We start from the raw sequence: 25,938 nt of genomic DNA, 5'->3' as shown, positions 1-25,938 counted from the left end.
TTACTGACATAGTTACTTCTTAAGTATGGTAAAAATCACGTTCATCAAGTACATGTTTTACAGCATTACCTTTATCTGTTATAACGTATCTCTGTAGCTGGCTTGTGGGTTTATCTTTTAAAGTACGTTCAATAAGTCCCATCTCAATAAGAGGCTCTACATGGGTAGTAAAGTTTTTAGACTGGTTTGTTAGATCAAGACAGTCTTCCAAAATCTCCTTTCTCTTCTTAGGGGTGGTTACAAAATGTAATACGAGTTTTTGTTCATGGCTAAGAGTCTTAGCTATTTCTATATATTTTTCAATAACATCAAAAGTAATAGGCTGTTCTTCATGAGCAAATACCTCTTCCAAGGTTTTAGTGTAAGACTCAAAACCTTTTTTGAAGTTTATTAAAGATTTACCTAATTCAGCAAATTGGTTTCTAAAATCCCGGAAAGACTTATGTATTGGAATCTCAACGAGAAAATACTTCCTGTCCGGTTCATCAGTATCAAACTTGGCTTCATCTGAACCGTTCTCTTCTAAAGCCCGTTGTATTGTAGGTATTCCGGTACCCCGCCCTTCGGTGAGCCTTAACTCTTTTAAAAACTCACCTATCCTTCGGTTCCTATAACGTCTTGCCCTTACAACACCTTTATCAAAGTCAGCTTGCTTAAGGGAAGAGTCAACACCACTATAGCTTATTATTTCTATTGCTTCCGGTAAAACCCTTACTTCTATAGGGTCTTGCAACTCATAGTTTCTATGATAAACAGCATTGGAAAGTGCTTCCTCAATAGCATCATAAGGGTAGTTTACAATACTTTCTGCTTGCTCTTTATTCCTAAATTTAGTTACCTTGGTTTTTATGATGTTTGTCTGAATGTAAGACAGTACATCAGTAAGCTGTTTTTGTATCTGGCCTGTAAAGGTTTTTTCTGTAAAGTTTTTACCTGCCAAGCCTTCGGGATATTCTACAACATCTATCTGTACTCCTTTAAAATAACGTTCCGGATGCTCGGTGAACATGAGCAGTCCAACATTTTTAGGGAATAAGTGTTCTTTAGTTCCCTGACTTAAGTTCATTTGCTGAGCTAACTCCTCAATACTCATTCTTAAGCTGTCTTCGTAGAGTTTGCTTTTCGTTTTTTCAAGGTGGTCACGCATCAGGGCAAAGCTCAGGTCGCTAACTTTAGCCTGACTGTTTACCCTGTCGTCAAATGGTATCTTAGCAGTCAGTTCTATAAGCTCTCTTTCCTGCTCTTCGTTAGGGACAATGCTATTGGAACGGTATCGTATCCGGTAATTGTAAGTTTTGTGTTTGGCTGAAACATCATCCGGTACTTTATAAGGTCTATTGCTTCCGGCAGGAACCCATAGGACAAGTACATGCTTTCCGTCTATGGTTTCTAAAGATAGTCGGGGATAGTAAGAGGGCTTAATTAAATTACTGAATCCTATAAGCTCTTTTTCGACTTTCTCTAAATGATCAGGATTAAAACCTTTTACAGGGCGTATTGGCTTTCCATCTTTTTCTTCAACACCCACTATGATGTAACCGCTACCTTCATTCTCGAAATCATTGGCAAAGGCACATACAGAGCGCATAATAGGTGCAGGATTCCAACCCTCCTTAAACTCCATTCGGGTGCCTTCAACAATAGCTCCGGATAATAAGTCTTCTATGTTTATTGGTAATGCCATTATATGCCTTTTAGTTGAAGGAAGTAATAGTTTCCTACCTGCTTCCAATCAAATATATAATTTTTATTTAAAGATACCGAAACGGGCTTGCCTCCAATAGGAGTGTCAAGGCAAAGTATCTCTGAAATTGTACTGCCATGGGAAATATCGTATACCCAGCTTTTACCTGTCTTACTTTTTGGATATACAAAGTTCTTACTATCTGTCATAGTTAGCTGTATGCCCTGTAAAATAGATTCACTACAGTAGTTTTCTAACAATTGCAGGTCTTCATATATACCATACCGGAACAGGTCTTGTGCTCCTCTTAAACCACCGCTTGAACTTTTGGTTTTGTAGCATTTCATTTCTATAGGAAGAAAGTACAGTTTGTCAGCTTTCTCAATACGTATTACAATATCACATTCTCTAAATCTGCCGTTAACTGGGATGGAGGTTTCAAGCTCTATGGTTACCTGCTCGTCTTTATTGTATAATACTAAATCGGCAGCATTTTTAAGGATGTATGCAAAATGTAGCTGCATAGAGGCTTCTTTATTAACCTCAATAAGCCCACAGCCCACCTTAGCTGAGAAGCTTTCCCAGCAGAAATTAATCATATTATTAATGCGTGTTACTAATGCTTCCATACTACCATCTTCTTAAGCTAAGTCCGATTCTATCATTATCTATGTAGATGTAGCTGTTTTCTGAGTTTGTTTCAAAACTAAATGGAATTGTACCTTTCCAAATACCTTCTTTTGCTAAATCATTGATATTTCCCGGTAATATAAGAGACGGACTAAAGTCATAAAACTCATGCCACCAAAAATTTCTTAACAAAGACTCTTGAAGTATTTCTTCAAAATATCTGTGTCTCAATCTTACAGCATAAAATTTTTCTCCATTATAATCAATTTCACTATACTCAAAAAATCTGTTATTGAGGAAGCCTAATAACCCCGCATAGTAATTCTTGGTTAACTTTGTTACTAAATCTAAATCGTAACTAATATTGTCATTGAAGGGGTCGTGGTACTTGCACTTAACCTTATTGTAAAGATTATAAGAAACACAGGCGACCGTAAAGTTAACAGCTATTCCTCCTGTTTTTGATTGGGCTTTGTGAACACTCATATCACCACTACTGCTCTTTTGAAAACCTTTAGCCTCTATTGCGAACATTGCATTGCTATCGGTTGAGTTCTGCCTAAAAGCTATTAAGTCAGGTCTTCCCACATTTAATGGCATTTCCTTCATTCGCATTGCAGCTTCATAATTTATCGTGAAAATACTCTTATCAATTCTTTTTGATAAAAAGTCAGCAATAGCCTTACCTGCGAGGTTTGAAAATTGACCTTTTTCGGTAGGGTCGGAAAGTTGTATTGGAGGTAAAGAAAATCTATTGTTTTGAAATTCTCGTTTTTGTAAGTATGAACTGTAGTGTAAAAACATTGCGATAGCCCTCATTAATTTTTGGGGCTTAGGTGCATAACCCTGACCAGCTATTGCAAAGTGTTTTGCAAAAGCAAGTCTTGACATATTGTAAGTGTTATTAGCAATAGTCCCTGTGCTATCTTTATATTCTACCGATAAGTTCATTGATTGGTTTATTGGTTAGAATGCTAATTTACAATTTCTTCCCTTACATCCACTTTGCCAGTTACTACCTCACTTATTAAGGCTATTTTATATTCTTCAAGTAATTCTAATTCTCTTTCAGTTTTAGAAATAACGTTGTTTATTTCTGAAACTTTACTTCTTATGAAATTACAGATCTTCTCTTGTTCATGTAATGGTGGTATAGGGATATAAATTAGGCTAATGAATTTTTCCCAACTTGCTCTTGGCATTTTAGTTCCATAAGTGGAACCATCTACTATATTTATTATAGCTTCGGAAATCATCCTGTAAAATAAAAAATCCGAAATAATACCTTTTTTTGCTCTTAGAACCAGTAACTCACCTATACAGCCCCCGTCCCTTTCGGTTTTTGTTACTTTGGCTAAATAAGGTCTTAATTTGCTAAAAAGAATATCCTCTCTCTTAAATAGGTTAACGTCCCCTTCCATATTATTTTTATAAGGATTGCCAGTGATAACTCCTGACCAGCTACTAATGTTTTCTAAAGCAAGAATATATTCCGGTTTTTCAGAAGTTTTATTATTAATGAGAGAGCAAGCATACTTCAACCTCTTCACCTCCCAATGTTCAGGTATCTCACCAATCCATTCTATGCCAGTGTACTTAAATTTTACATTAGGGTCTATGCCTTTGGTTACCGCATGATTAATAATTGCTGTACGCTCTTCCTGTAGTAGGGTTATGAGTTGCTTTTTCTTTTCTACGAGGGAGTCTATTTCTAAGGTCTTACGGTCAAGGTAGTTAGCTATGGCTTGTTGCTCTTCAAAGCTACCAAAGACAACTACAAAATTTTGAAACATTGGCATTCTGAGGGAGTCAACAGTTGATTTAGCCGAAAGCCTAATTACATCGTTTTCAAAATTAGTTAACAGGTAATAGTATAAAAACTTACCATTAACCTCTTTAAAATCACTCAACTTATATACTCTCTGATGACATTCAAATTTCCCATCAATATAGTGCCATATCTTACAAATATCTCCATCACCCGGTGTTAGAATAGCTTCTTCATCGTATTTGAACGTAGAAATTTTCTCTATTTTTTTTGAACGTACATAAAAGGGATATAATCCATCATCCTCTTTATTTATCGTATCCTTATCACCTGTTGTAATGGAGCTTAAATATCTTAGCCTTACAATTTTCCAATGGTTCGGAACTTGTCCTATCCACTCAATATTCGTATCTTTATAAGCTTCGTATCTTTTCATTATACAATAGCCTTTTTAAGTAAACCATCGGTTTCAGTTTCTAATGCAAGTATATTAGCACGTATTTCCTCCAAGCTCCTTAGAGGCTTGTACTCATAAAAATACTTGGTAAAGTTTATTTCATAACCTATATTGGTTTTGCTTTCATCTATCCATGCATCCGGCACGTGTGGCAGCACTTCACGCTCCATATAGGCTTGAATGTCTTCTTTCAGGGGTATACTCTCTGTATCACGTAATGAGGTGTCCGGTTTGGGCTTGCCTTTACTTATTACTTTCTTGCCGTCTTTATATAGTGGTCGTTCTACGGTTACTTTATGGTAGCCAAAGTCGGTATTGTCAAATATTTTACTAATCTTGGTTTCTGTAAATTCCCCATACACAGAGGTTAGCTCTTCAATTTGTTTTTTACTTATCTCATTGCGCTTGTTTCCTAACGATTTCGACATCTTTTTAAAGAAATCTACCCCATTAATAAGTTGTACTTTTCCTTTTCTTTTTCCTTTCTTACGGTTGTTCAGTACCCAAATGTATGTGCTTATACCGGTATTGTAAAAAAGCTGTGTGGGAAGGGCTATAATGGCTTCCAGCATGTCGTTCTCTATTATCCACTGCCTGATGCTGCTTTCGTTTTTAGTAGAACTTGGAGAGCCTGAAAATAGGGGAGAGCCATTAAATACTATAGCCAGTTTAGAACCTTCATCATCTTGCTTCATTTTAGAAATGAGGTGCATTAGGAATAAGAAGGAGCCATCACTTTTAGAAGGTAGTCCGGCACCAAATCGCCCGGCATGCCCTTTTGCTTTATGCTCATCAATAACTGGTTTAGAGAACTTCTCCCACTTCACCCCAAACGGTGGGTTGGTAATGAGGTAGTCAAATTGCTTATCCTCAAACTTATCATCTGATATTGAATTGCCCTTCCGGATGTTAGTGGGGTTTTGATTCTTAATGATCATGTCCGCCTTACAGATAGCATAAGACTCCGGATTTAGTTCCTGACCAAACATTTCAAGGTGTGCATGCTCATTATGTTCTCTTATGTACTCATCTGCTACTGAGAGCATACCCCCTGTACCTGCACAGCAGTCATATATTGTTCTTCTCTTACCTCTTTGGGTCAGAATGTCGTTATCATTCAAGAATAGGATATGAATCATTAGCTTGATAACTTCTCGAGGGGTAAAGTGTTCCCCGGCCGTTTCGTTACTAAGCTCTGCAAATTTTCGTATAAGTTCTTCAAACATGTACCCCATGCTCACACTGGAAATAACTTCAGGATGTAGGTCAACCTCCTGAAAGCGTTTTAGTACTAAGAATAGGAGGTTATTATCGTCAAGTTTTGTTATCTGGTTGTCAAATTCAAATTGTTCTATGATTTCTCTGGCATCGTCAGAAAACCCATTAATATAGTCTCTAAGGTTAGATGCTAAATTATTAGGGTCAGCTATTAATTTATTAAAATCGAATTTGCTTCGGTTGTGAAAATTATATCCTGCCTCCTTGTTAAGGATTGGGTCAAGGTTTTGAATGTTCATGGTCTTGACTTGTTCAAATCGTTTTAGAACTTTCTCTTTAGAACTTTCCAGTACGCAATCCAGCCTTCTCAGTACTGTTAAAGGAAGTATTACTTTGCCATAGTCACTTTGCTTATAATCTCCTCTTAAAAGGTCGGCAATTGACCAGATAAAGTTAGCAGATTCTTTTATACCCATTTTGTTTTCCTTATTGTTTTGAGGTGCTAAAATATAACAAAAAGGCTTGTCATGACAAGCCTTAAAGTAATAAATATGGAGTAAAGTTGTTAGCTTAAGTAGCTTCTAACTCTATTTGATTATTGTAAAGGATTGCCTTTTTCATCTGTTCGTAGTATATCCCATTTTTTAATTTTTATATACTCATCGAGTTCAATATCCTGTTCAGAATTAATAGTAATTGATTCTAAAGTACCAATGCTGTCTTTTTTGTAAGTAGTGTACCCCTTTAACTCAAAAGCCTTTAAACGAAATCCTTCTTCGTCTTGTAATACTATAAAGTTTCTGAAATTTTTTTCAAAAGGAACTATGCCTGACTTTTTTAAGTCAACAATGTATTTCATGTTACCCTTGTTGTATTTTGTTTTAAGAGAACTTACAAGCCCCGTAGGAGTAATGTATTCTCCACGGTCAACCATAATTTCATATTCTTTTTCCTTTCTGATTTGTGATAGTAAATTCCATGTAGGTATAGAAGCTATCAGTATGAAGGAGCAGCCTGTAAGAATAAGTGTAAATTTTGTATAGTTGGTTTCTTTAGGCTTTAAACTGAAGCCAAACCTGTGAAGGAACATAAAGTACAGGAATGCTAAACATGGTATCATTGTGAACGTGTACACAAACTTCTCTTGAGTATCTTCGCTTACTATTAATGCCACGATTAAACATACTAATGATGTGAATAATCCTGCTGTAAGAATTATTCCTACTATCCTTGAATATAATTTCATATTCTACAGTTTTAAATAGGTTTCCTTTAGCTGTCCTTCTCCGGTTATATTTGTTTGCCACTTTAAGTTGGTATCAGATAATTCTGTAACAGTTAACTGATATACTTCCATGCCTTCATCAGATTCATCCCAAGTTATTGTAACGGTATTACCATTTTTAATGTAGTCTCCGGTCTCTATAGCATCTGTTTGACAACTCTCGGTATTATTGCCATAATAGTACCTGAAAGTTACTCGTCCGGTATCTGTAAACTCAATAGTATTCTGTAGCTGACAAGGAGATAGCTCGAAGGCTTCATTGTTTAGTGATGTTTCCTGTAATTGCCATGTCCCTGTTAAAGAGGTTTGTGGTGTAGTTGAATTGTTGTCATCTCCTGAGCAAGAAGATAGGGCAAGGAAGGCTATGGAAGCCAAAAAAAATAAATTTTTCATTGATTGTAAGGTTTACTCACCCCTGACCCTAAAGTGAAAGTTATATAAATATGAGCGTGGGTCAATAGCCTATAGTCTTTGAGGCATCGCCAAACGCCCTACACACATATAAACCAAGCCCACGCCAGCCGTGAGCGATAGTTCATAATCTGTGTGTATTTGTAAAATTGGCGATTTTCAAAGACAGATTAAAAAGCTAACGCTATTCTATTAATGATATGTTCTTACTTTTTTGTTCTTATATTTTTCAAATTTTTCTGACTGTAAAATTAATAAACTTATATTTACTTAACCTTACTTTAAAAATAAACCTTATGGAATTTTCAGAACCAATTTATAATATTTTAGGTATTAGGGTTGGAGAAGGACAACTTAATATGTTATTGCAATTTGCAAATGCTTTAGGTAGTGTAGCTACATTTTTAACTTTTCTCTATCTTCTCTATGAAGATTATAAAAAAGGTAAGCGTATATCAGATTTAGAGCGTGTTGCTATTACTTTGGAAAGAGATTTAGAACTGAGATATCAACCCTATTTATGGCTTAATGGTATGAGTACAAGACCTAACAATTGTGTAGATTTTGACTTGAATAATAAAGGAGCTTGGTGTAGACTTTTAGAGTTTAAAGTGTTGTCGGGAGATTTAGAAATGGATGAAGTTAATAAACATCTTCCTTGGGAACTTGAACAGCCTTTTAGTCAGGCTATACTATCAGATACAACTCGAAGATTTATTTTTACACAAAATAATTCAGGAAAACCAGTAAGAGAGATTGAATCTGAAATTGAGGTTGTTTACGAAGATAGATTAGGTAATAAATATAGGGCAATTGTAAAATGCCACGGACTTAAATGTACTATTTCAGCACCTGAATCTTTATAAAACTCAATAAAGCCCATTTAATGAGCTTTATTGAACTAAATATAGTTGAGGTTATTCTTCTTGTTCTAACCAATCATAATCAATTAAATGGGCGAGATTGTTTCTTTCAGTACCATCATGGTTAGAACGTAAGTACTTGCCTGTGCTCCCGGTAACCACATGTACTTTTTCTTTAGTGTTCCAAAGTGCTTCTGAGTAGTTCCATATCCACACAAAAGCCACATTACCTGATATTTCCAATCTTCTTATTGCTTCGGACTTACTAACTTTTTCTGCTCTTGTATGTCCATTCGCTGTACGTGTGTGAAATGCATAATGTGTTATAGTGTTATTTTCATTTTTCCATACACCTGATATTTTGTATTCTGCCATATTATTTGTTTTTAATGTTCTTCTTTTTTTTTCTTGGAGGATGTTCGCCACCTCCGTGCCACACTCCTGTATTTAGCCAGTTCTCATAAAAGTAAAGCCATTCAGCAGTCCAAGGAACAATTGTATCAGCCAGAGACATACCCTGATGCCAGTCTTTTCCATCAGGGTAGTATAAGCACAGCCTTTGCTTCTTGTTATCGTATACGTGGGGGAGTGATGTTTCACCTGTATAAAGGCTAAGTTTTTTAGGGTGTACTACAAAGGTTTTTGGAGCATACCCTAAAGTGTACTCAATTCTAACTTTATAGCTTTGACTAAAAGGGGTTGGTGTTAACTCAGCCTCCCATACCAATTTTAATCCCATGTAACTCGATAGAGAAGAATTAGGATAATACTTTTTTAATAAAGCACCTTGTATTGGAATACTTATTTTCCTGCTCTTTTGTCTCCTTTTATTCCTTCTTCCCATAAAAAGTGTGGTTATGTACTTTTTTAGGAGCAGATTCATTTATTATTCCTGTCATAGTGACCCCTAAAGCTCCTCGTTCTCTTTGTATACGAGTATCTTCTCCAATAGCACTGAATGTCTTTTTTATAAGCTTATCCCCGAAGCCTTTTTGTAGAGATTCATTCAACACATGCTGGCCTTCTTTTTGAAGCAAGGCTCTGAAATATTCCTTAGCCTCTTCTATCCATAAATAGAAGTTTTTTTCTCTTACAGGGTAGGTTTCCCACTTATCAGCAAAGTTTTCACGACTGTCAACTGGATTCTCGATCCAAGTGACTTTTCTGCCATTAATATATTTGTAATTTATGTAGTCCGGCATTTTAGCAAGAATATTCATCAGGGCATCGTAGAGATTTGCCTCATTAGAATATGCTTTTGCTGCCAAAGTTGTTATTATTATACTAATAGGCTTATCATCATAATTTAAGCCAGGAGTGTTGCAAAACATTGTATTTCTATGTCGCTTCATTATTTGTATGGCACGTTGTAAAGGTGTTTTAACCTCATAGTCCGGTACTTCATCAATCTTAACATTGTTTCGTGCAGAAAAAAGTTTCTTACTCTCGTTTAACTGAACTATCATTTGCTTTTTAAACCACTCTAAATAACCTTTTGGGTTGGATTTATGCCAGTTTTCATTAATTCGATAGTAATTATCATCCTGCTTGTCTGTTATGCTTATAGCAGATTTAGAATAATCTTTAACATGTAAAAAGGTTACATTTGTTCTTGATTTGTCGGGAATAGATGGTAAAATATCCAAGTGAAAACGAGTTGATTCGGCATAATCTATCCTCCAACATCTTCTCCCGTCGGGTGAAGCAAGCATGTCTTTGTATCTGCCGGATTTTAACCTATTACCGATAAGTTGTTTAAGTTGATATTGTGAAAAGTCGTTATGATTAGCACTCGTAAGCTCACATACAAGGTCAATATCCAACTCATCTATATCAGAATCAGGTTTAGTCACGGTGCCTAAGCTAAAGGAACCTTGCGGATACATTTCTAAACCATACCTTGCAATATTGTCGTCTTCTTTAAGATAATTAGTTACAGCTTGATATTTCTCAACAGCTTCCTTGTGCTGTGTAGGTGTTATGTCAAGAATTTCTACCATTTTCCTTAGTACCCCTTCTAAATATTCTCTTTTTTGTATAATATTCACCATGATTAACTTCTTTTTATTTCTATAGCTTTATTGAACACATCTCTGCCATCATAAATAACCATTGGCAAGTCCACTTTAGGATTCCATACCCTGCCAAATTCAACAGATGCTGATAACGGCATTGCCGGAAATACAAGAAGTTCAGCATCATGGCCATGCATGTTTTTCATTCTGCTAAAGGTCTCACGAGCAATGGTTCTCCATTTAGATAAAATTTCTTCTGTCTTTAAAAAATTGACGTTTGGATTATCGTGAGTCAAAGTCCAAATTGATAGGTCTTTTTCAGAAAATAGGCTCTTAATTCGATTATTATCAATTGTTGCACTTAGTGATATGTTTAACACAGGAAACCCATTTACGTTTTCTGGCTGAATTAATTGAAAATCTGTAAAATCAGAAGATTCTTGCCATTCCCAAGTTCTTGGTTCTCTATGAAGTTGATATGTTTTAACGTCATATTTGTCACCAAAAAGGGTACCAAGCTTTATCAGTAAAGGCATTGTTCCAAAAGGAAATAAAGAAAAGTGCTTTAGTGAATCCGATTGGAAATAGGGTGTAATTTTATTTTGGAAGAAGCCTTCTAATGATTCTGCTTCATACTGCCAGAACAACGGATTATTATCTGGAATGACTGTGTTGTTTGGTGCTAATGTAATTACTTCCCTTACAGGGTAAAGGTTTCTGTTTATAAGCATTTGTTGTATAGGTTCTAATTCCATTGGAGGGTTAAACTCACCTATTTTACTGTTGTAGAAAACTATATTTGTTCTTACATTTTCTTTAATTGATGTTAAATTCTCAATCCTGTCTTCATGTTCTCGTTTCATCTCTATTAGCAATGGAGCTGGATGAGTATCTTTTTCTTCCTTATCAATTTTTCTATGACAGGCATCGCATAATAGCATTAAATTAGAAAAATCAGTTTCAAGTTTAGGAGAGTGTACTGCATCATATCTTGCTGAGTTTTTAGCATAACCGTAAATGTGAGCCATATAGGCTTTGTTTAATTGGTTAAAAGTTAACTTGTCTTCATAAAGATTTTCATTGCAGTTTCTATACTGACATCTTCCACCGGCTTTTAGCCAAAGTTTTAGTTGAACCTTTTCAGGAATTTTGGGTCTGCGTTTTTTAGTAGCTTGGTCTGTTTCTGTTTTAGACATAAAATAACTAATTTTAGTAAATTCAAACTTTTACGGCATTGAAGTTCTCCGGAAAGAAATTATACTATGTAGTAATTTCTTGTAAAATGCGGAAGTCTTGGGGGACTCCAAATCATCTGTACTAACTTGTTTCAATCACTATACCATCGCTGTCTGTTTCTGACAAAATACATGTAAATTTCTTATTAATAAGTCCTTATGAATAGCTATAGCGGGATTTTTACTCCAAGTGCCATATTGTCATATTTTTACTGTGTAAGTGAAAAAACTGATTTTTTGTCATCACTATATCGATGTAGGGTAGAATATTTTTAAGTCTTAACTTATTTTCGCCAAGATTCAATAGTTGTGTTTATTTTGATTTCAAAATGTTTATAAAAGTCAATCTCAAATTCATGTTTTAATGTTGAAATATATTCTTTTGTTGTAGCTACACTATCGTGTATAGTTACTAAAGGCATCATAGGATACTTGTTAGCTATCCTCTTAGTGGAGTAGTCTAATATGAATTTAGATTCCATGTTTTGGAGTAAAGATGAAAAAGACCTGTAGCCACCGCTTTCCTCTCCTTTCATCACATCAACTATTTTAAATACGCCCGGGAATAGTGCCTTAAAAGCTTTAATAGCTTTGTTAGAGTTCCGGATTGATGAGTATAATGCATAAAAGGTTATTTTTTTTCCACATTCCTTCAGGGAATCATAGGATTGAACAGAAGGTTGTTTTAAAACCTCGTCAGTAAGTAATACCTCATACATGCTTCCTTTCTGTTTAATAATTCCTCGATCTAATAATTCCTGACCTACATACTCATATAATTTTTTAGTTCTTGCTAAAGTTTTGAACTTGCTAATTGTTTCATAGTCAATATTTTTTGTTTCTTTCGGAAACATTATAGAAGATAAAGCATAAGATATTTTATTACTATTAGTTATAACATTATTAGTTTTAGGTATGCCTGTTATATAACAATACTTTTTTATAACTTTATTAATACGACGTGCTAAATAGTTAATACTTGGTTTTTCTTTACTTACTTCTATACTGAGTTCATTTAAAAAGGCATCTATTAAAATAGACAGCATTAAAGGCTGACTATTTGGTAAATCTAAGGTGTATAATTGATTGCCCTCATAAGTGACAAATTCTCTTAAATCTGATGGTAGCCTTGTAAGGTTTGTATGCAGCCTACCGTCTTTTCCTTCCCGGGAGTATTGTATGTTGTCAAACTCGAGGATTTCCCTAACTCTTGCCATCCGTTTATCCGGTTGTACTGCATACTTAGTGTTGGTATACAATAATGCAGTGTCTGAATCAATAGTAAATGTATTGCTGTCAAGCCAATTTGTTAGGTGAGAGGTGCTTCTCTTTGCCTTTATTTTTCTTTTGTTATATAAGCTATCAACTTTTAGTGCCAGTCTTGGGGTTAGAGTAACCTGTGTTAACTCGTCTGTAATTCGAAAAAGACTATTATTTACTCTATGTCCTTTAGCTATCTCGTTAATGATGCTATATGACTTACTTCTCTCAATTACCCTACAGTCCTCTAAGTAATCTAAATGTTTTTTGTAACCATATAGGGTGTTATTAGCAATAAATTCATATCTCTTTAAGGTTTTAGATGAAATGTTTACCCACATGTTAGCATTAAACTTTCTTTTTGTTTGCTCTTTCAATATTAGATGAAGTATATATGATAAAAATGATTTGTCAATCCCCTTTTTGTTTGGTAATGATTTAATATGGTCATTAAGAGTTTTAGGCAAATAAACTATGCCTCTTCTATTAAGTTTTGTATGCATGACTATGGTTAATTAAGTTTAACCATAGCTTGCTCTATCTCGCTGTTTTTGAGATATACCCGGCCTCCGATTCCGTAGGTTTGTAAGATACCTTTACCTACCCAGTTATTTAGTGTGCTAATGCTGATTTTTAACTTCTTAGCAGCTTCTTCTCGAGTCAGTAGTTCATCTGGCTTCTTTGGCTGTAGGTAATTGCTTAAATCTTTAAGACAAGTTTTAACCCCCTCAATAATCATATTATGGAGATCTTCAGGAGATACTTGATTTAAAATAGTGCTTTGTTGCATCATAATGTATCCGTTTAAAGGTTATGTATGATGCAAAGCACTGGGGGGAAATGGGGGATGGGGAGGGATGCTAAAAGAAAAAGTATCTAAAATAAATATCCAAATGTCTGATTCTAAGCGGGGTGTTTTTTTTGGAATAAATTTATAGAGGATATACAGGTTTAAGTTAATAAAGCAATTACTTTATTAATGGTTTCTCGTCTATCAGGTGTTTTGTCACCCTTCCTGACTGCGCTACATATTGTTGAAATTCCCTTTTTGTCTCTGGAAGAGCCATTAAATGTAAACCTGTCAGCCCACCATTGGTTGTAAATAGTTTTGTTGCGAAGTTCAGTTGTAAAGTATTGGTGTAAGTTATTAATGAGGTATGCAAATGTTGAGATGTTTGCTCCAATAAAATCAATTTTATGTGTAGGCTTCTCAGTTAATAAAAAAATATTTGTAAAATTTTGTTTATTAAGGTTGGGAGGTAATAAGTCTCTCAATTCTTCATAAATGTTATAGATTAGTTGATAGTTATAGTTGCCAAATACTGTTGGGGTTTGTTCAGGGTTAGCATTTTCACTATTTTTTGTTTCTGAATTGGATAGTTCAGGTGTGTGTCCAGTTGTAGTTAATCTTTCAGATAAGAACTTCTTCCTTTTTTCGGTTGCTATAAATAAATTAGTTAACTGTTCCTTGGTTCCATAGTGAAACTCCCTTATACTGTTTGCAGCATCATATTCTGATTTTATAAAGTGCGATTCATCAGCATCAGGATGAAGTTTAATGTACTCATTAAGTCTTTCTTTATATGTTTTTATATAGATGCTGTGTTGGCAGCCTTCAAAATATGAAGAACTTTCAGTTAATCGTAAATATTCTTGACTAAAGGAGTCGTTTAAAAGATCATCCCAGTATAAGCCTGTTTTTGGGTCTCTAAGTGTAGTCTCAAGTCCTAAATCATATATCTCTTGAAGTTTGTCTTCATGATATAGCATTATAAAATCTTTATACCTTTCGTATTGTTCTCTTGTAGATGTAAATTGTTCAGGTATCATATTCAGGCTTTTAATGTGGTTAATTCTGATTTGTTTTTATTTTTCTTGTTGTTGGCTTTTGATTCCCAAATTTCGGCAAGTTGAAGAGCATAATCTAATGGTTTTTTGCCAATATAGTTCAGGAACATTGTTTCAGTAGCATGTCCGGTCACACTCATTAACAATGGGGTAGGATATTCACGCTGACTATAGAAGTTTGTTGCAAAACTTCTTCGGCATATATGAGAAGAAATAAGCATGTGTTTAGGGTATATACCTGTACCGTAAATTCCGGTATCCGGGTCAATAAGGTTTCCTTTAGTAGGAGTGTCTATGCCAGCCTCTTTGCAAAGTTCCTTCAAGTACCTATTAAACATAGCACTGTTACTGTCTGATGTCTTAGCGAAGGTAGGGGGGAACTCTCCATTCCTCTTTTCAAGTACTGCTTTTACTTCATGATGTATGGGTATTTGAACAGTCTTTTTAGTTTTTTGTTGAACAATAGTTAGCAAGTTATATCTCTGTACTTTAGTTATCATTCCTTCATTCATTCTAAGGAGGTCGCTAACACGTTGCCCAGTATAGCATCCTATTACAAGCCAATCTCTTGCTATTTGTAGTTTGTCAGATGAAAGGTCTGCTTTCTTAATTTTTTCAATTTCTTCAAAGGAGAGTGTGATTATAGGGGCGTCTACAGTATAGCCTTTAAAATTGTCTATTTGATGGCTGATTTCATAACCATGTTTTCTTGCATCCAGTATAATGGTTTTAACAAAGCTTATATATCTTCCGGCAGTATTACTATTTAATCCATCTATCTCAATTAAATATTTGATAAACTCATCTCTAAAAGTAATCCCTACATCTTTAATTAGATACTTCTTCCCTTTATATTCTTCGAAACCTTTTAGTTTGTCTACTATGGTTTTGTATTTACCTACAGTATCTTTATTTACTCCTTTTCCACCATTCGTTGGTGCTCTATTAGGTAAAGCCTCTACAAAAGAGTTTCCATATATTGTGAGAAATTCTTTTTGCTCCGGCTCCTTTCTATTATGGAACTTTTCAATGACTTCACTTAACCATTCTCCAGTTATATTGGTTCCTTTAGAATTATCTGAATTATATTCATTAATGACATGAGCTGATAGTTTTAAAAGTTGTCCTTTTATGTTCTTGCTGTTTGCATCTCGCTCTTTAGGGAATCCGTTACTGCCCCAAGCTTTTGCATCAATGATGTAACCAGTTTTTCGTTTTAATGTATTGTTTCTTCCTAAAGACAGTCTAAGGTAAATAGGTGCAGTACTGCTTGTGCTTTGAAGTAAAAATTTAATAGTAGCCATATATTGGATTTATATGGCAAAGATAAATAATTAGGCAACATTTAGTCAACAAGGTCTAAATTTAGTTATGTTTAAATGTATCTATTTATATTTTGTTTTTATGTATTCTCTTTATTTATAGGTGTTTTAGATATAAAAAGGAATAATTGAATACAATAGTTGGAGAGCCTTCCTCTCTGCTAGTAAAATCCTTATAAAACTGATGTTCGGTTTTGTAAGGATTTTTTGTTTTTGGAGAATTGTTAAATTATCTGCAATAAATAATTTAACAATTGTTGTATATCTAAGTTTTATTAATATAGTTATGGGACTTTATAGAGAGTTGTTGTATAGCAATTTCTTTATAGTATATAAAATAATTTAAACTTGTAGTATTGTTTTGTATATCAGTTATTTATGAAATTTTCGATTAAAAATATTGAAAGAGTCAATAACAGTAATTTAGAGATTAATGATCTTACTATATTGGTATGATGCAAATAATAAACCTGTAAGTTTTAATAGTCCTAATAAGGTTAGAGGGGAAATTCATACATTTAAAGGATTAGGCGTTAACCAGAAATCACATCCTATTCTTTTTGTTCCTTAAAAATATTATAACCATGAAAAACTATTTTACATTAGTCATAGGAATATATTTTATATTAATTTCTTGTAAAAGTATGGAGAGAAGATATACTATAAATGAAGCATATTATAATATTTATAAAATTGACTCAATTAATAATTATTATTTAATTTACGCGAAAAAGCAAGACTCAATTTATAAGATTGTATCAGAAAAACAAAAAATAAGTAATTGTAAAAAAATTGCATTACAAGGTAATTATAACTTGAGATTAAGATCTTTTAGCTCTATTGCGCCTATCATAAATAGTATTAAAATATATTCTCCTGACATTGATTGTTATTATTTTGAAGAGGATACAGATATTTGTTTGGAGAGAGACAAGGGCATTTTTGAATTATATTATTGCGATAATTTAAAAGGATTATGTCCTGATACCCGATAGCACTGATTTGCAATTTGTGCATACTTTAAAGCAAAATAAAGGCATCCTTAGAGTTGCCTTTGTTTTTGTTCAGGAGTAGATATAAAAACACAAAGTGTAATTAATAATTTTAATAGTCTCATAATACAATTTTATCTGTATAAATTTAAATATAATCATGGCTAGTATGAAAGTAAAATTATTTTAGTTCAAACATAGCTTGATAATTACATCAAAATCTTCAATTGTGGTCATGATTTATTTTTGTATTATTCCGAGAGCATGCTCTTTTTAAACCCTCAAGTATCGACTAAAATCTTCTTCAGAAAAACAGTATCTTTATGTTGCAAAAATTATAATAAATGTTTCGTCATAAAGGCAAAAGAAGATCATATGGGCATAACCTCAGGTTGGCCTCCCTTTTATCTTTTGTGGCTGGGATTGTAAACATTGTAGGGCTATTATCGGTAAATGTACTTACAACAAATGTAACGGGCCATTTTGCTTTCTTTTCAAGAACTTTTGTAAGCGAAGAGTTCTCCAGCGCTGTTATTTACCTGTGGTTTCTGGTGAGTTTCCTCGCCGGAGCCTTTTGTTCCAATCTTATAAGTGAGACTATTGTCCGCAAAAGGGAAAATCTTTCCTATGTTGTTCCCATCCTGCTTGAAATTATTCTTTTAATTACAGCAGCCACTTTACACTTTAATCAGCCTGATGTATTAGCCTGTATTCTGTTGTTTGCAATGGGTTTGCAAAATGCTTTGGTAACTAGGGTATCGCAGTCGGTAGTAAGAACAACACACCTAACAGGCATATTTACAGACTTGGGTATTGAACTGTCTCAGCTTTTGTTTTACAGAAAGACCAATGAGAACTTTACCCTTAAAAGAAGTATCTATTTAAAATTGGCTATTATAGTATGTTTTTTTGCCGGGGGTATAGCAGGTGGATTTGCTTACTACTACTTAAAGCTGAGAGTTCTTTTTATAGCGAGCTCAGCGCTTATATTAGCCTTGCTTTACGACTATATACTGCTTAAATTCTATGTCATTAAAAGAAAGGTGTTACAAAGACATTGACATATACCATAATCTACTTTTAAAAATAATTCATTTTTTCTGTAACGTTTGATGTTTGTTGTTACTTACTCTATATAACATCAATCAAAACAATTATGAAAAATAAGTCACAAGTAACACAGCAAAATAGTATTGTTAGCCTTTTGCTTGTCTTTTTAGGAGCAGCAGGGCTTAGTTATACTTTAGTAAGTCATTTTGTATTTGAGGAACATTTTCAGAGTCTGTTATTCCTCTTTTCAGTAATATTTTTAATGAAGGGGCTTACACCTACAGTTACGCAGTATTTTAAAAATAATAAGGAAGTTTAATCATCAGTCAATCAAAACAATCGATTATGAAAAAAGTAATCAAATTAGCAGTAGTTTTTGCAGCGGTAGTCTTGTCGGGCAATTTGCACGCTCAGGAGAAAAAAGTAAAATTAGAGAATTCACTTTTATGGGAAATATCGGGTAACGGGTTAACCGAACCATCTTATCTGTACGGAACCATGCACATGATGTGTGAAGACGATTTCCTTATTAAGGAAAAGGTAGAAAAAGCTTTTGAAAATACCGATAAGCTAGCATTGGAACTCGATTTTGACGATCCGTCCGAACTAATGGCTATGCAAAGCATGACTACTTCAACCACACCTCTTAGTGAAAGATTAAGCAAAGAGGATTATGCAACACTGGACAATTTTTTACAAACCAAACTTGGTGTAAAAGCGAGTCAGTTTGAGAATTATACGCTAATAGGTATTATGAGTGTAGTAATGTTTAAAAGTTTAAACTGTCCGCCAAAAATGTATGAGGTAGAGTTTATGCAGCAGGCAATGGTTAATAAAAGGGAAATACTGGGATTGGAAAAAGTGGAGGCTCAGGTTACAGGGTTCAGTGAATCGTACACTGATGAGGAGTTTATTGATCAGTTAAAATATTATGATATTTCATACTTTGATGAGATGGTTGCCATATACAAAGAGGAGAATCTTAACGGACTATATGAAATGATTACTGATGAGAAATTTATGGATGCTGAGGTAAAAACCATAATGCTGGATAACCGTAATAAAAACTGGGTTGCAATAATGCCTGAACTTATGAAGGCACAACCGGTATTTTTTGCGGTAGGAGCAGGTCATTTACCGGGTGAGAACGGAGTTATTAACTTATTAAGAAATGCCGGATACAGTGTAAAACCTGTGTTGAAATAGTAGTGCTTTGAAAGGGAACGAAAAGGAGTTTTTGGCAAAAATAAGTGAACATAAGGGGATTTTATATAAAGTCTCTAAAATGTACATGGACAATCCGGACGATCAGCAGGATTTGTTCCAAGAGATTATTTGCCAGCTCTGGAAGGCTTATGGCACCTTTAGGGGAGAAAGCCGCTTTTCCACCTGGATGTACCGTGTGGCTATAAATACTTCTATAGTATTCCTCCGGAAGGAAAAACGAAAGGTTGATACTCACAGTATGGTATCGCATGATATAAAGGAGGAAGAAGGGGAAGATGACATAAAGGAAAGTCAGTTGGAGCATTTTTACCGCGCAGTTCAAAAACTGGATAAAATTGATAAGGCCATTATTTTTTATCAGTTGGAAGGGTTTTCGCATAAGGAGATAGGGGAGAATCTGGGGATTAGCGAAGGTAATGCCAGAGTAAAGCTTAACAGAGCAAAAGAAAAATTAAAAGAAATTATTAAAAATCAGGGGTATGGATTTTAACGATATACAATCGGCTTGGGATAATGAAAAAACCGATAAGGTGGAAATGCCCAGCAGTTTAAAGAAAATACAGTCGGCAAATACGCCACTGGACAAGATTAGGAAAAATTTAAAAAAGGAGTTTATATATCAGGTAATATCTATTGTTGTAATAGCTTTTACGCCTTTTATATATCATTTTCCAAAAGAAACATTTTTTCTGTTTTATTTGATTTATAGCTTATTTGTAGCTATATGTATTTATTATTTAGTAAAGCTCTATATGTTTTATAAAAGGATAAATAAAACAGATCTTACAACCAAAGACAGTTTGTATGAAACCTATTTTGACATTCGTCTTAATATGGAAATCTACAAAACATTCGGTTTTGCCTTAACTCCGTTTATGGTGCTTTTTTTAGTGGCATATCTGTTTTATAAGCAAAAGGGGATTGATATAAATACTTTAAGCGATTCGTTTGTAATAACGATGTTTGTTGTTATTGTGGCTTCAGTTTTAACAATGGGTGTTGTTCTGGAGATATGGGTAAGATACTTTTATGGCAAATATGCCAAAGAGATAAGAAAAGTTATTGATGAACTAAAAGAAGAATAATAAAAAAGCTCCCTCAAAAAGGGAGCTTTTTGTATAAATAAAACAGTCTTACAGCTTTTTTAAACCTTTTGTTTCCGCTTTTGTAGCTTCGATAATACTTATGGCATATCCACCACCCGGAGCAACAAACTGAGACAGTTTTGTTTTACTGGTCACTATACCTTTTGTAATGGTATACGCCTGTGGGTTGGTTTTGTAGTGTGCATTGTTAGCATCGGCATAAACAGTAGCGATGTATGTTTTTCCTTTGTCAAGGAAATCCAGCTTAATGGTTGAGGTACGGGCTTCATAGCCGCCTACGCTACCTACAAACCAGTTGTTAGTACCTTTTTCCTTACGTGCAGCTGTGATGTACTCTGCCGGTTCTGCCTCAATATATTTACTGTCGTCCCATTCTACAGGAACATCTTTAATAAACTGGAAGGCATCAAGGAACTGGTTATAGTGTTCCGGTAAATCGGCAGCCATTTGTAACGGACTGTACATAGTAACATATAACGCCAGCTGATTAGCCAGTGTGCTGTTTACATGTGAGTTGTTGTTAGGGCTAAATTTGCTGATTTCCATTTCAAATATACCCGGTGTATAATCCATAGGTCCGCCAATTAAACGGGTAAACGGCAGCATGGCAACGTGATTAGGCTTGCTTCCGCCAAAAGCCTGGTATTCTGTGCCTCTTGCCGACTCGTTACCTATAAGGTTAGGGTAGGTGCGGCAAATGCCTGTAGGGCGAACTGCTTCGTGAGCATTAACCATTATTTTGTATTCGGCAGCTTTTTCAAGAGCATATTGATAGTGGTTTACAATCCACTGGCTGTAGTGGTTTTCTCCTCTTGGAAGTATATTACCTACATATCCGCTTTTTACGGCATCATAACCGTTGTCTTTCATAAATTTATAAGCTGCATCCATATGGCGCTCGTAGTTACGAACAGATGATGAGGTTTCATGGTGCATAATCATTTTTACACCTTTTGATTTAGCGTAATCCCTAATTCCGGTCACATCAAAATCAGGATAAGGCGTTACAAAGTCAAAAACATAGTCTTTAGAGTGACCAAACCAGTCTTCCCAACCTACGTTCCAGCCTTCTACAAGTACGGCATCAAAACCGTGTTTAGCGGCAAAATCTATATATTCTTTAACATGAGCTGTGTTTGCAGCATGTTTTCCGTTTGGCTTTACTTTACTAAAGTCAGTTACACCCAGTTGCACCGATGGTAAATCATCGGTATATGCCCAAGTACTTTTTCCTGTAATCATTTCCCACCATACGCCAATGTATTTAACTGGTTTGATCCATGATGTATCATCTAGTTTACAAGGCTCGTTAAGGTTAAGGGTAATTTTTGAGGCAAGAATATCGCGGGCGTCATCACTTACTATAACAGTACGCCACGGTGTGTTAAACGGAGCCTGAACATGACCTTTGTTGCCTTGAGCATCAGGGGTTAGCCATGATTCGAACACCATATTCTTATCGTCAAGGTTAAGGTGCATACAGGCATAGTTTATAAGGGCTGCTTCGTGAAGGTTAATGTAAATTCCGTCAGCAGTTTTAAGCATAAGTGAGGTTTGTACCCCTGTAGGAGAGAACGATTTTTGCGATACATTGGCAGTAATCGATTTTTCCATTAGACCTCTTATTTCGCTTAGTTTTGAAACGGTATAATCGTATTCCTGAGTATCATAATCCCCTGGAATCCAGTAAGCGGTATGGTCGCCCGTCATGGCAAACTGTGTTCTTTCTTCCTTGATAATAAAGTACACAAGGTTTTTTTGCTGCGGAAACTCATAACGGAAACCAAGTCCGTTGTCAAAAAGGCGGAAACGTATAACCATTTGCCTGTCGCTACCCTTTTGGTTAAGCGATACGGCAAGTTCGTTATAATGGTTTCTAATGGTTTTAACCTCTCCCCAAACCGGAGTCCAGTTTTCGTCAAACGTTGCGGTTTTGGTATCGGTTAGAGTAAAGTCGTTAAGTAAGGATTTTTCATCGTCTTTAAGCTCAAGTCCCAGTTTACTTGGTTTTAATACCTCTTTACCTTTGTAGGTAAGTGAGTAGGCAGGGGTTCCGTCGTTTTCGAGGAAAAATTTGAGGTTAAAATTCCCGTTCGGGGATTTAAGTTCCTGTGCATTGGCATTTGCGAGTACTGCCAGGCAGAAACATAAGGCGAAAATTACTTTTTTCATTTTTTTATTAATAGATGATAGTTAAAGAATATATATTGATCCCTGAGGTAAGGGGATAATATGAAGGTTTACCGTTTTGGCATAGCCGCTATAATTTTGCGTGTCCTTCTGTCGGCATACATCCTGTTTAAAGAGGTAAAAGCCCATATAAAAGCAGGTAGCCAGCCTATTATGGTTAGCTGTAAGATAAGGCATATTATGCCCGAAAGGATTTTACCCTGAAAGAAAAGGGAAAGCCACGGAAAGAAAAAAGCTATAACGTAACGCATAACAATAGTAATGAAGCCATAAAAGTAAGCGTTATACACACGATTTGCAAATTAAGTACTAGTATATGACGGTTTTAGCATACCTGATTAAAAAAATAAAGAGTATATTTCGCTGTTTGTAAAACCAATCTTACATGTTTAAAACAACTATTGCCTCGTTATTTTTATTAGTAGCTATTTCCCTTTCCGGATGTAAACAGGAACAGGAAGAACAAGACTGGAAATGCCTGTTGGATAATAACATGTCCCAATGGGGGAAATACCTTAGCTATAAACACACTACAGATTATAATGGGAGTATACCAACAGATAGCCTTGGTAACGCAATTGAGCCACTAGGTTATGATAATGATGCTGAAGGGGTGTTTATCATGATTGAGGAAAACGGAGAGCCTGTTTTAAAAGTGAGTGGTGAGCGTTATGGTTGTGTATTTACTAAAGAAGAGTTTGAAAACTATCATTTAAAAGTCAAAGTGAAGTGGGGTGATAAGAAATGGATCCCCCGTGAGGATAAACTTAAAGATACCGGTATACTATACCATTCGGTAGGGGAGAGCGGTAAGGATTACTGGCGCGCCTGGATGCTTTCGCAGGAATTTCAGATTATGGAAGGACACATAGGTGATTACTGGAACATAGCTAATGCGGCTATTGATATTAGAGCCTTTTTACCTGAAGGGGTGATGAACGCCGTTGCCGGGCATGAGCAGCCTTTTTTGCCTATAGGAACCGCATCAAACTATGGTGGATTTTGCCTAAGGAGTGTTGATAATGAAAGCGAGCAAGGGGAGTGGACCCAACTGGAACTGATATGTTTTGGAGATAAAAGTCTTCATATTGTAAACGGTGAGGTCGTAATGGTGCTTCAAAACTCCCGCTATGTGGAAGAGGGGAAAAATTACCCACTTACAAAAGGGAAAATACAATTGCAAAGCGAGGCAGCCGAGGCTTATTTTAAAGATGTAAAAATTAAAAATATTGAAGCATTACCACACGAATATGCAGCTTATTTTAACTGATTTGCCGCTTTTAATAGTAGTGCTTTAGTAGCAAGAATCCCTTCTTCTTCTGTTAATCGGTTACCTTCATATTCCACACCTATAAAACCATTATAATTTGCGTCTTTTACTATTTGAAGCATTTTATAGTAATCAATAGTAGTTTCGTTACCCTTTTTGTCAAAGTCGTATGATTTAGCGATAACACCATGTGCAAAAGGCATCATTTCCAGCATACCTTTGTAACGGTCATACTCTTCAATACATGGAGTCCCCCAACGTTCGCCACCCTGTCGTTTTACGCAAAAGTTTCCAAAATCGGGTAATATACCGCAGTTGCGATGGTTTATGGCTTTTATTACCTGAGTGAGTTTTTCACTATCGGATGATAATCCTCCATGATTTTCAACTATCACATTAATATTGCTATTTGCTGCATATTGAGACAATCGACTCAATCCGTCTACCGATGCTTCCAGCCATAGGTTAAAATCCTGTTCAGTACCTGTGCCAAAAAGGTTAACTCTTATTGAGTGACACTCCAGTTCGGCAGCAGCGTCAACCCATTTGGAATGCTTTGCAATGGCTTGATCGCGGTCTTTTTTATTGACAGCGGCCAGTTCACCTTCATTATCTACCATTATGAGTACGTTTTTAATTCCCTCATCACTGCTTCTCAGTTTTAGTTCCTTTACCAGTTTTTTAAGGGAAGCACTTTGGTTAGATTCATCCAGTTTATATAGTTGCGATACATATTCAATGCCGTCAAATCCCAGTTGTCTGGCTTTTTTTGCAAAGTCAAGACTGGAAAGTGTTTTCGTTTCCAGTATGACTTTGTGTAGCGACCATTGTGCCAGTGACAACTTAAAGAAAGGTTCTTTACAATTGTTTTCCAATAGGTTTTCTAAAATAGGACTGATAAATCCTGATAGTGCTCCTGTAGCCAGTGCAGCTTTACCTGTAGATGATATAAAATGACGTCTGTTCATAATGGGCAGAAATAAAAAAGCCTCCCGTAGGGGAGGCTTAAAAATATAAATTATTTTTTATAATTCTTCAAATACCTGATCTTCACCCGGGTAATTACTCCTAACATTTAGGGCATTACCATCGGCATCTGTTATAAACGCCACAAACTCAAGGTTTGCTGCATTTTCTACATTTGCAGGTACAGGTATATTAAATGATTTTGTAAAAGTATTGGCAATAGTCATGTCTCCGGTAACTGCCTCACCTAAAAGAGGTGTAAGGCACTCCCTAAGCACGTGGTTATGCTCAAAACCGTGTACTATATGGTCGCCACCATAATAAGAGGTATAGTTTACCTGATCGTATATTAAACCGTTTTCAAGAACATATACCACTAATTTGATTCCGCTTCCTGTAAAATCTTTACCAAATTTAACGTTTACATCAAGGTTTATAGTCGTTTCCTCAATAACTGATGTTATTGCTATACCCAGTTTTGGGTTTAGTCCTTGTGTAAGACCTATAGCCTGACTTAGGTTGTTTGGTTCAGGGCTTTGCCATAAAGTCATTCTGTTAAGGTATCCTTTAGGGTAACCTACTGTGCTTAGCAAAGCTTCAAGTTCAGATGCGTCGTAGTTATATGGATCGTAGTTCAGACTGGCTTCGTTAGAAGTTGGTCTGTGTATTGCTACTGCTACAGCGTTATCTGTTTCTTCCTTTAGCAGTTCAATAGCGTGTGCTACCCTTGGGCAGTATCCGCACCATGTACCTGTATAGTCTTCAATAAGTACTCTTTTTTCAAAGTTTATTTCAGAACCGTCATGAAAGGTAAGAACTACAGGATCTGACTCCAAGCCTGCATATATGGCTTTGGCCTCAAAAGTACCCACTGTTCCCGAAGAAAAGGTGTTACCTGTAATAGGTTCGCCGTCTATATAAATAACGGCTTCCTGGGTAATATCCTCACTTTCGTTATTGGTTACACTGCTTACTGTGAAAGTTATTGTACCATCAATCAGTTTTACCGAGCTGTCTGGTTTTAATATAACAGATCCTACAGATTTTAGGATAGTATAGTCTGACGAGCACGATGAAAGCAGTGCTGAAATAAAGGCAAAAAGTAGTATAAAACGTTTCATTATGCAAAAATTAGCAGAGA

General features: G+C 35.4%; 27 protein-coding genes. 8 read left to right on the top strand and 19 right to left on the bottom strand.

The genetic code is table 11. The annotated features are described in order from the left end of the window. Nucleotides 1-19 precede the first annotated feature (19 nt). The 7 genes from V3Z67_RS05045 to V3Z67_RS05015 form a co-directional block, all read right to left on the bottom strand. Complete coding sequence (locus V3Z67_RS05045) at nt 20-1,684, bottom strand: RNA-binding domain-containing protein (RefSeq protein ID WP_330442280.1); 1,665 nt, start codon at nt 1,682-1,684, stop codon at nt 20-22. Beyond that, complete coding sequence (locus V3Z67_RS05040) at nt 1,684-2,313, bottom strand: hypothetical protein (RefSeq protein ID WP_330442279.1); 630 nt, start codon at nt 2,311-2,313, stop codon at nt 1,684-1,686. Before V3Z67_RS05040 ends, V3Z67_RS05045 begins: the two co-directional genes overlap by 1 nt. Before the next feature lies 1 nt (nt 2,314). Further along, the gene (locus tag V3Z67_RS05035) at nt 2,315-3,205 is read right to left on the bottom strand and encodes a hypothetical protein (protein WP_330442278.1); all 891 of its coding nucleotides are present in this window, start codon (nt 3,203-3,205) and stop codon (nt 2,315-2,317) included. An 83-nt stretch (nt 3,206-3,288) separates the two neighbouring features. Then, entirely contained in the window at nt 3,289-4,518 is a 1,230-nt protein-coding gene (locus V3Z67_RS05030) for a restriction endonuclease subunit S (RefSeq protein ID WP_330442277.1), read from the bottom strand. After that, nucleotides 4,518-6,233: a type I restriction-modification system subunit M gene (locus tag V3Z67_RS05025; protein ID WP_330442276.1), complete on the bottom strand. Its 1,716-nt coding sequence runs from the start codon at nt 6,231-6,233 to the stop codon at nt 4,518-4,520. The genes V3Z67_RS05030 and V3Z67_RS05025 overlap by 1 nt, the downstream gene beginning before the upstream one ends. Before the next feature lie 119 nt (nt 6,234-6,352). After that, on the bottom strand, nt 6,353-7,003 hold the full coding sequence (locus V3Z67_RS05020; RefSeq protein WP_330442275.1) for a hypothetical protein: 651 nt from the start codon (nt 7,001-7,003) through the stop codon (nt 6,353-6,355). A gap of 3 nt (nt 7,004-7,006) precedes the next feature. Next, nucleotides 7,007-7,435 carry a lipocalin family protein gene (locus V3Z67_RS05015; protein ID WP_330442274.1) on the bottom strand — a complete coding sequence of 143 codons (429 nt, stop codon included), beginning with the start codon at nt 7,433-7,435 and terminating at the stop codon, nt 7,007-7,009. Nucleotides 7,436-7,749: 314 nt separating this feature from the next. Between V3Z67_RS05015 and V3Z67_RS05010 the strand changes: the two genes are divergently transcribed. Beyond that, a complete protein-coding gene (locus V3Z67_RS05010; RefSeq protein WP_330442273.1) occupies nt 7,750-8,319 on the top strand; it encodes a hypothetical protein in 570 nt (189 codons plus the stop codon). Between the two features lie 51 nt (nt 8,320-8,370). Here the strand turns inward: V3Z67_RS05010 and V3Z67_RS05005 are convergent, their stop codons facing one another. The 8 genes from V3Z67_RS05005 to V3Z67_RS04970 all read right to left on the bottom strand — a co-directional run bounded on the left by V3Z67_RS05005 (nt 8,371) and on the right by V3Z67_RS04970 (nt 15,978). Beyond that, nucleotides 8,371-8,691, bottom strand: a complete 321-nt coding sequence (locus tag V3Z67_RS05005) for a DUF3892 domain-containing protein (protein WP_330442272.1) — start codon at nt 8,689-8,691, stop codon at nt 8,371-8,373. 1 nt (nt 8,692) lies between these two features. Beyond that, complete coding sequence (locus tag V3Z67_RS05000) at nt 8,693-9,160, bottom strand: hypothetical protein (protein ID WP_330442271.1); 468 nt, start codon at nt 9,158-9,160, stop codon at nt 8,693-8,695. Further along, nucleotides 9,144-10,367 carry a nucleotidyltransferase gene (locus V3Z67_RS04995; RefSeq protein WP_330442270.1) on the bottom strand — a complete coding sequence of 408 codons (1,224 nt, stop codon included), beginning with the start codon at nt 10,365-10,367 and terminating at the stop codon, nt 9,144-9,146. Before V3Z67_RS04995 ends, V3Z67_RS05000 begins: the two co-directional genes overlap by 17 nt. Nucleotides 10,368-10,369: 2 nt before the next feature. Beyond that, entirely contained in the window at nt 10,370-11,527 is a 1,158-nt protein-coding gene (locus V3Z67_RS04990; RefSeq protein ID WP_330442269.1) for an HNH endonuclease, read from the bottom strand. A 323-nt stretch (nt 11,528-11,850) separates the two neighbouring features. After that, on the bottom strand, nt 11,851-13,329 hold the full coding sequence (locus V3Z67_RS04985; protein WP_330442268.1) for a hypothetical protein: 1,479 nt from the start codon (nt 13,327-13,329) through the stop codon (nt 11,851-11,853). 8 nt (nt 13,330-13,337) lie between these two features. After that, nucleotides 13,338-13,619: a helix-turn-helix domain-containing protein gene (locus V3Z67_RS04980; RefSeq protein WP_330442267.1), complete on the bottom strand. Its 282-nt coding sequence runs from the start codon at nt 13,617-13,619 to the stop codon at nt 13,338-13,340. Between the two features lie 158 nt (nt 13,620-13,777). Then, nucleotides 13,778-14,656: a hypothetical protein gene (locus V3Z67_RS04975; protein WP_330442266.1), complete on the bottom strand. Its 879-nt coding sequence runs from the start codon at nt 14,654-14,656 to the stop codon at nt 13,778-13,780. Between the two features lie 2 nt (nt 14,657-14,658). Continuing rightward, nucleotides 14,659-15,978: a site-specific integrase gene (locus V3Z67_RS04970; RefSeq protein WP_330442265.1), complete on the bottom strand. Its 1,320-nt coding sequence runs from the start codon at nt 15,976-15,978 to the stop codon at nt 14,659-14,661. 602 nt (nt 15,979-16,580) lie between these two features. Between V3Z67_RS04970 and V3Z67_RS04965 the strand changes: the two genes are divergently transcribed. From V3Z67_RS04965 to V3Z67_RS04940, 6 genes are all read left to right on the top strand, one after another. After that, nucleotides 16,581-16,991 (top strand): hypothetical protein, encoded by a 411-nt coding sequence (locus tag V3Z67_RS04965; RefSeq protein WP_330442264.1) that lies wholly within the window; start codon nt 16,581-16,583, stop codon nt 16,989-16,991. Between the two features lie 341 nt (nt 16,992-17,332). Next, the gene (locus tag V3Z67_RS04960; protein ID WP_330442263.1) at nt 17,333-18,049 is read left to right on the top strand and encodes a YoaK family protein; all 717 of its coding nucleotides are present in this window, start codon (nt 17,333-17,335) and stop codon (nt 18,047-18,049) included. A 95-nt stretch (nt 18,050-18,144) separates the two neighbouring features. Beyond that, entirely contained in the window at nt 18,145-18,357 is a 213-nt protein-coding gene (locus V3Z67_RS04955) for a hypothetical protein (protein WP_330442262.1), read from the top strand. A 26-nt stretch (nt 18,358-18,383) separates the two neighbouring features. Continuing rightward, nucleotides 18,384-19,244, top strand: coding sequence for a TraB/GumN family protein (locus V3Z67_RS04950; RefSeq protein ID WP_330442261.1), 861 nt, complete (start codon nt 18,384-18,386; stop codon nt 19,242-19,244). A 7-nt stretch (nt 19,245-19,251) separates the two neighbouring features. Continuing rightward, on the top strand, nt 19,252-19,755 hold the full coding sequence (locus tag V3Z67_RS04945) for an RNA polymerase sigma factor (protein ID WP_330442260.1): 504 nt from the start codon (nt 19,252-19,254) through the stop codon (nt 19,753-19,755). Further along, nucleotides 19,745-20,350: a hypothetical protein gene (locus V3Z67_RS04940; protein ID WP_330442259.1), complete on the top strand. Its 606-nt coding sequence runs from the start codon at nt 19,745-19,747 to the stop codon at nt 20,348-20,350. The genes V3Z67_RS04945 and V3Z67_RS04940 overlap by 11 nt, the downstream gene beginning before the upstream one ends. A 48-nt stretch (nt 20,351-20,398) precedes the next feature. Here the strand turns inward: V3Z67_RS04940 and V3Z67_RS04935 are convergent, their stop codons facing one another. Further along, entirely contained in the window at nt 20,399-22,543 is a 2,145-nt protein-coding gene (locus tag V3Z67_RS04935) for a glycoside hydrolase family 97 protein (RefSeq protein ID WP_330442258.1), read from the bottom strand. Between the two features lie 68 nt (nt 22,544-22,611). Then, complete coding sequence (locus tag V3Z67_RS04930; protein ID WP_035135249.1) at nt 22,612-22,812, bottom strand: YqaE/Pmp3 family membrane protein; 201 nt, start codon at nt 22,810-22,812, stop codon at nt 22,612-22,614. 134 nt (nt 22,813-22,946) lie between these two features. Between V3Z67_RS04930 and V3Z67_RS04925 the strand changes: the two genes are divergently transcribed. Further along, the gene (locus V3Z67_RS04925) at nt 22,947-23,831 is read left to right on the top strand and encodes a 3-keto-disaccharide hydrolase (protein ID WP_330442257.1); all 885 of its coding nucleotides are present in this window, start codon (nt 22,947-22,949) and stop codon (nt 23,829-23,831) included. Here V3Z67_RS04925 and V3Z67_RS04920 read toward each other — a convergent pair. Next, a complete protein-coding gene (locus V3Z67_RS04920) occupies nt 23,819-24,799 on the bottom strand; it encodes a sugar phosphate isomerase/epimerase family protein (protein WP_330442256.1) in 981 nt (326 codons plus the stop codon). The two genes, V3Z67_RS04925 and V3Z67_RS04920, sit on opposite strands and share 13 nt — an antisense overlap. A 57-nt stretch (nt 24,800-24,856) precedes the next feature. Further along, nucleotides 24,857-25,918 carry an Omp28-related outer membrane protein gene (locus V3Z67_RS04915; RefSeq protein ID WP_330442255.1) on the bottom strand — a complete coding sequence of 354 codons (1,062 nt, stop codon included), beginning with the start codon at nt 25,916-25,918 and terminating at the stop codon, nt 24,857-24,859. Nucleotides 25,919-25,938 lie beyond the last annotated feature (20 nt).

The sequence above is a fragment of the Flavobacterium sp. C4GT6 genome, assembly GCF_036347315.1.
GTDB lineage: Bacteria > Bacteroidota > Bacteroidia > Flavobacteriales > Flavobacteriaceae > Flavobacterium.
The sequence above is the reverse complement of the archived record's forward strand: the minus strand, read 5'-3'. Positions and strand labels throughout refer to the sequence as shown.

What these genes read in the sequence shown, in the direction of transcription:
- V3Z67_RS04950 (WP_330442261.1), top strand. Translation starts at nt 18,384, where the DNA reads ATGAAAAAAGTAATCAAATTAGCAGTAGTTTTTGCAGCGGTAGTCTTG.
- V3Z67_RS05010 (WP_330442273.1), top strand. Translation starts at nt 7,750, where the DNA reads ATGGAATTTTCAGAACCAATTTATAATATTTTAGGTATTAGGGTTGGA.
- V3Z67_RS05040 (WP_330442279.1), bottom strand. Translation starts at nt 2,313, where the DNA reads ATGGAAGCATTAGTAACACGCATTAATAATATGATTAATTTCTGCTGG.
- V3Z67_RS04990 (WP_330442269.1), bottom strand. Translation starts at nt 11,527, where the DNA reads ATGTCTAAAACAGAAACAGACCAAGCTACTAAAAAACGCAGACCCAAA.
- V3Z67_RS04930 (WP_035135249.1), bottom strand. Translation starts at nt 22,812, where the DNA reads ATGCGTTACGTTATAGCTTTTTTCTTTCCGTGGCTTTCCCTTTTCTTT.
- V3Z67_RS04975 (WP_330442266.1), bottom strand. Translation starts at nt 14,656, where the DNA reads ATGATACCTGAACAATTTACATCTACAAGAGAACAATACGAAAGGTAT.
- V3Z67_RS05035 (WP_330442278.1), bottom strand. Translation starts at nt 3,205, where the DNA reads ATGTCAAGACTTGCTTTTGCAAAACACTTTGCAATAGCTGGTCAGGGT.
- V3Z67_RS04985 (WP_330442268.1), bottom strand. Translation starts at nt 13,329, where the DNA reads ATGCATACAAAACTTAATAGAAGAGGCATAGTTTATTTGCCTAAAACT.
- V3Z67_RS04955 (WP_330442262.1), top strand. Translation starts at nt 18,145, where the DNA reads ATGAAAAATAAGTCACAAGTAACACAGCAAAATAGTATTGTTAGCCTT.
- V3Z67_RS04960 (WP_330442263.1), top strand. Translation starts at nt 17,333, where the DNA reads ATGTTTCGTCATAAAGGCAAAAGAAGATCATATGGGCATAACCTCAGG.
- V3Z67_RS05005 (WP_330442272.1), bottom strand. Translation starts at nt 8,691, where the DNA reads ATGGCAGAATACAAAATATCAGGTGTATGGAAAAATGAAAATAACACT.
- V3Z67_RS04995 (WP_330442270.1), bottom strand. Translation starts at nt 10,367, where the DNA reads ATGGTGAATATTATACAAAAAAGAGAATATTTAGAAGGGGTACTAAGG.
- V3Z67_RS05025 (WP_330442276.1), bottom strand. Translation starts at nt 6,233, where the DNA reads ATGGGTATAAAAGAATCTGCTAACTTTATCTGGTCAATTGCCGACCTT.
- V3Z67_RS05030 (WP_330442277.1), bottom strand. Translation starts at nt 4,518, where the DNA reads ATGAAAAGATACGAAGCTTATAAAGATACGAATATTGAGTGGATAGGA.
- V3Z67_RS04940 (WP_330442259.1), top strand. Translation starts at nt 19,745, where the DNA reads ATGGATTTTAACGATATACAATCGGCTTGGGATAATGAAAAAACCGAT.
- V3Z67_RS05045 (WP_330442280.1), bottom strand. Translation starts at nt 1,684, where the DNA reads ATGGCATTACCAATAAACATAGAAGACTTATTATCCGGAGCTATTGTT.
- V3Z67_RS04920 (WP_330442256.1), bottom strand. Translation starts at nt 24,799, where the DNA reads ATGAACAGACGTCATTTTATATCATCTACAGGTAAAGCTGCACTGGCT.
- V3Z67_RS04935 (WP_330442258.1), bottom strand. Translation starts at nt 22,543, where the DNA reads ATGAAAAAAGTAATTTTCGCCTTATGTTTCTGCCTGGCAGTACTCGCA.
- V3Z67_RS05000 (WP_330442271.1), bottom strand. Translation starts at nt 9,160, where the DNA reads ATGGGAAGAAGGAATAAAAGGAGACAAAAGAGCAGGAAAATAAGTATT.
- V3Z67_RS04970 (WP_330442265.1), bottom strand. Translation starts at nt 15,978, where the DNA reads ATGGCTACTATTAAATTTTTACTTCAAAGCACAAGCAGTACTGCACCT.
- V3Z67_RS04925 (WP_330442257.1), top strand. Translation starts at nt 22,947, where the DNA reads ATGTTTAAAACAACTATTGCCTCGTTATTTTTATTAGTAGCTATTTCC.
- V3Z67_RS05020 (WP_330442275.1), bottom strand. Translation starts at nt 7,003, where the DNA reads ATGAAATTATATTCAAGGATAGTAGGAATAATTCTTACAGCAGGATTA.
- V3Z67_RS04965 (WP_330442264.1), top strand. Translation starts at nt 16,581, where the DNA reads ATGAAAAACTATTTTACATTAGTCATAGGAATATATTTTATATTAATT.
- V3Z67_RS04980 (WP_330442267.1), bottom strand. Translation starts at nt 13,619, where the DNA reads ATGATGCAACAAAGCACTATTTTAAATCAAGTATCTCCTGAAGATCTC.
- V3Z67_RS05015 (WP_330442274.1), bottom strand. Translation starts at nt 7,435, where the DNA reads ATGAAAAATTTATTTTTTTTGGCTTCCATAGCCTTCCTTGCCCTATCT.
- V3Z67_RS04915 (WP_330442255.1), bottom strand. Translation starts at nt 25,918, where the DNA reads ATGAAACGTTTTATACTACTTTTTGCCTTTATTTCAGCACTGCTTTCA.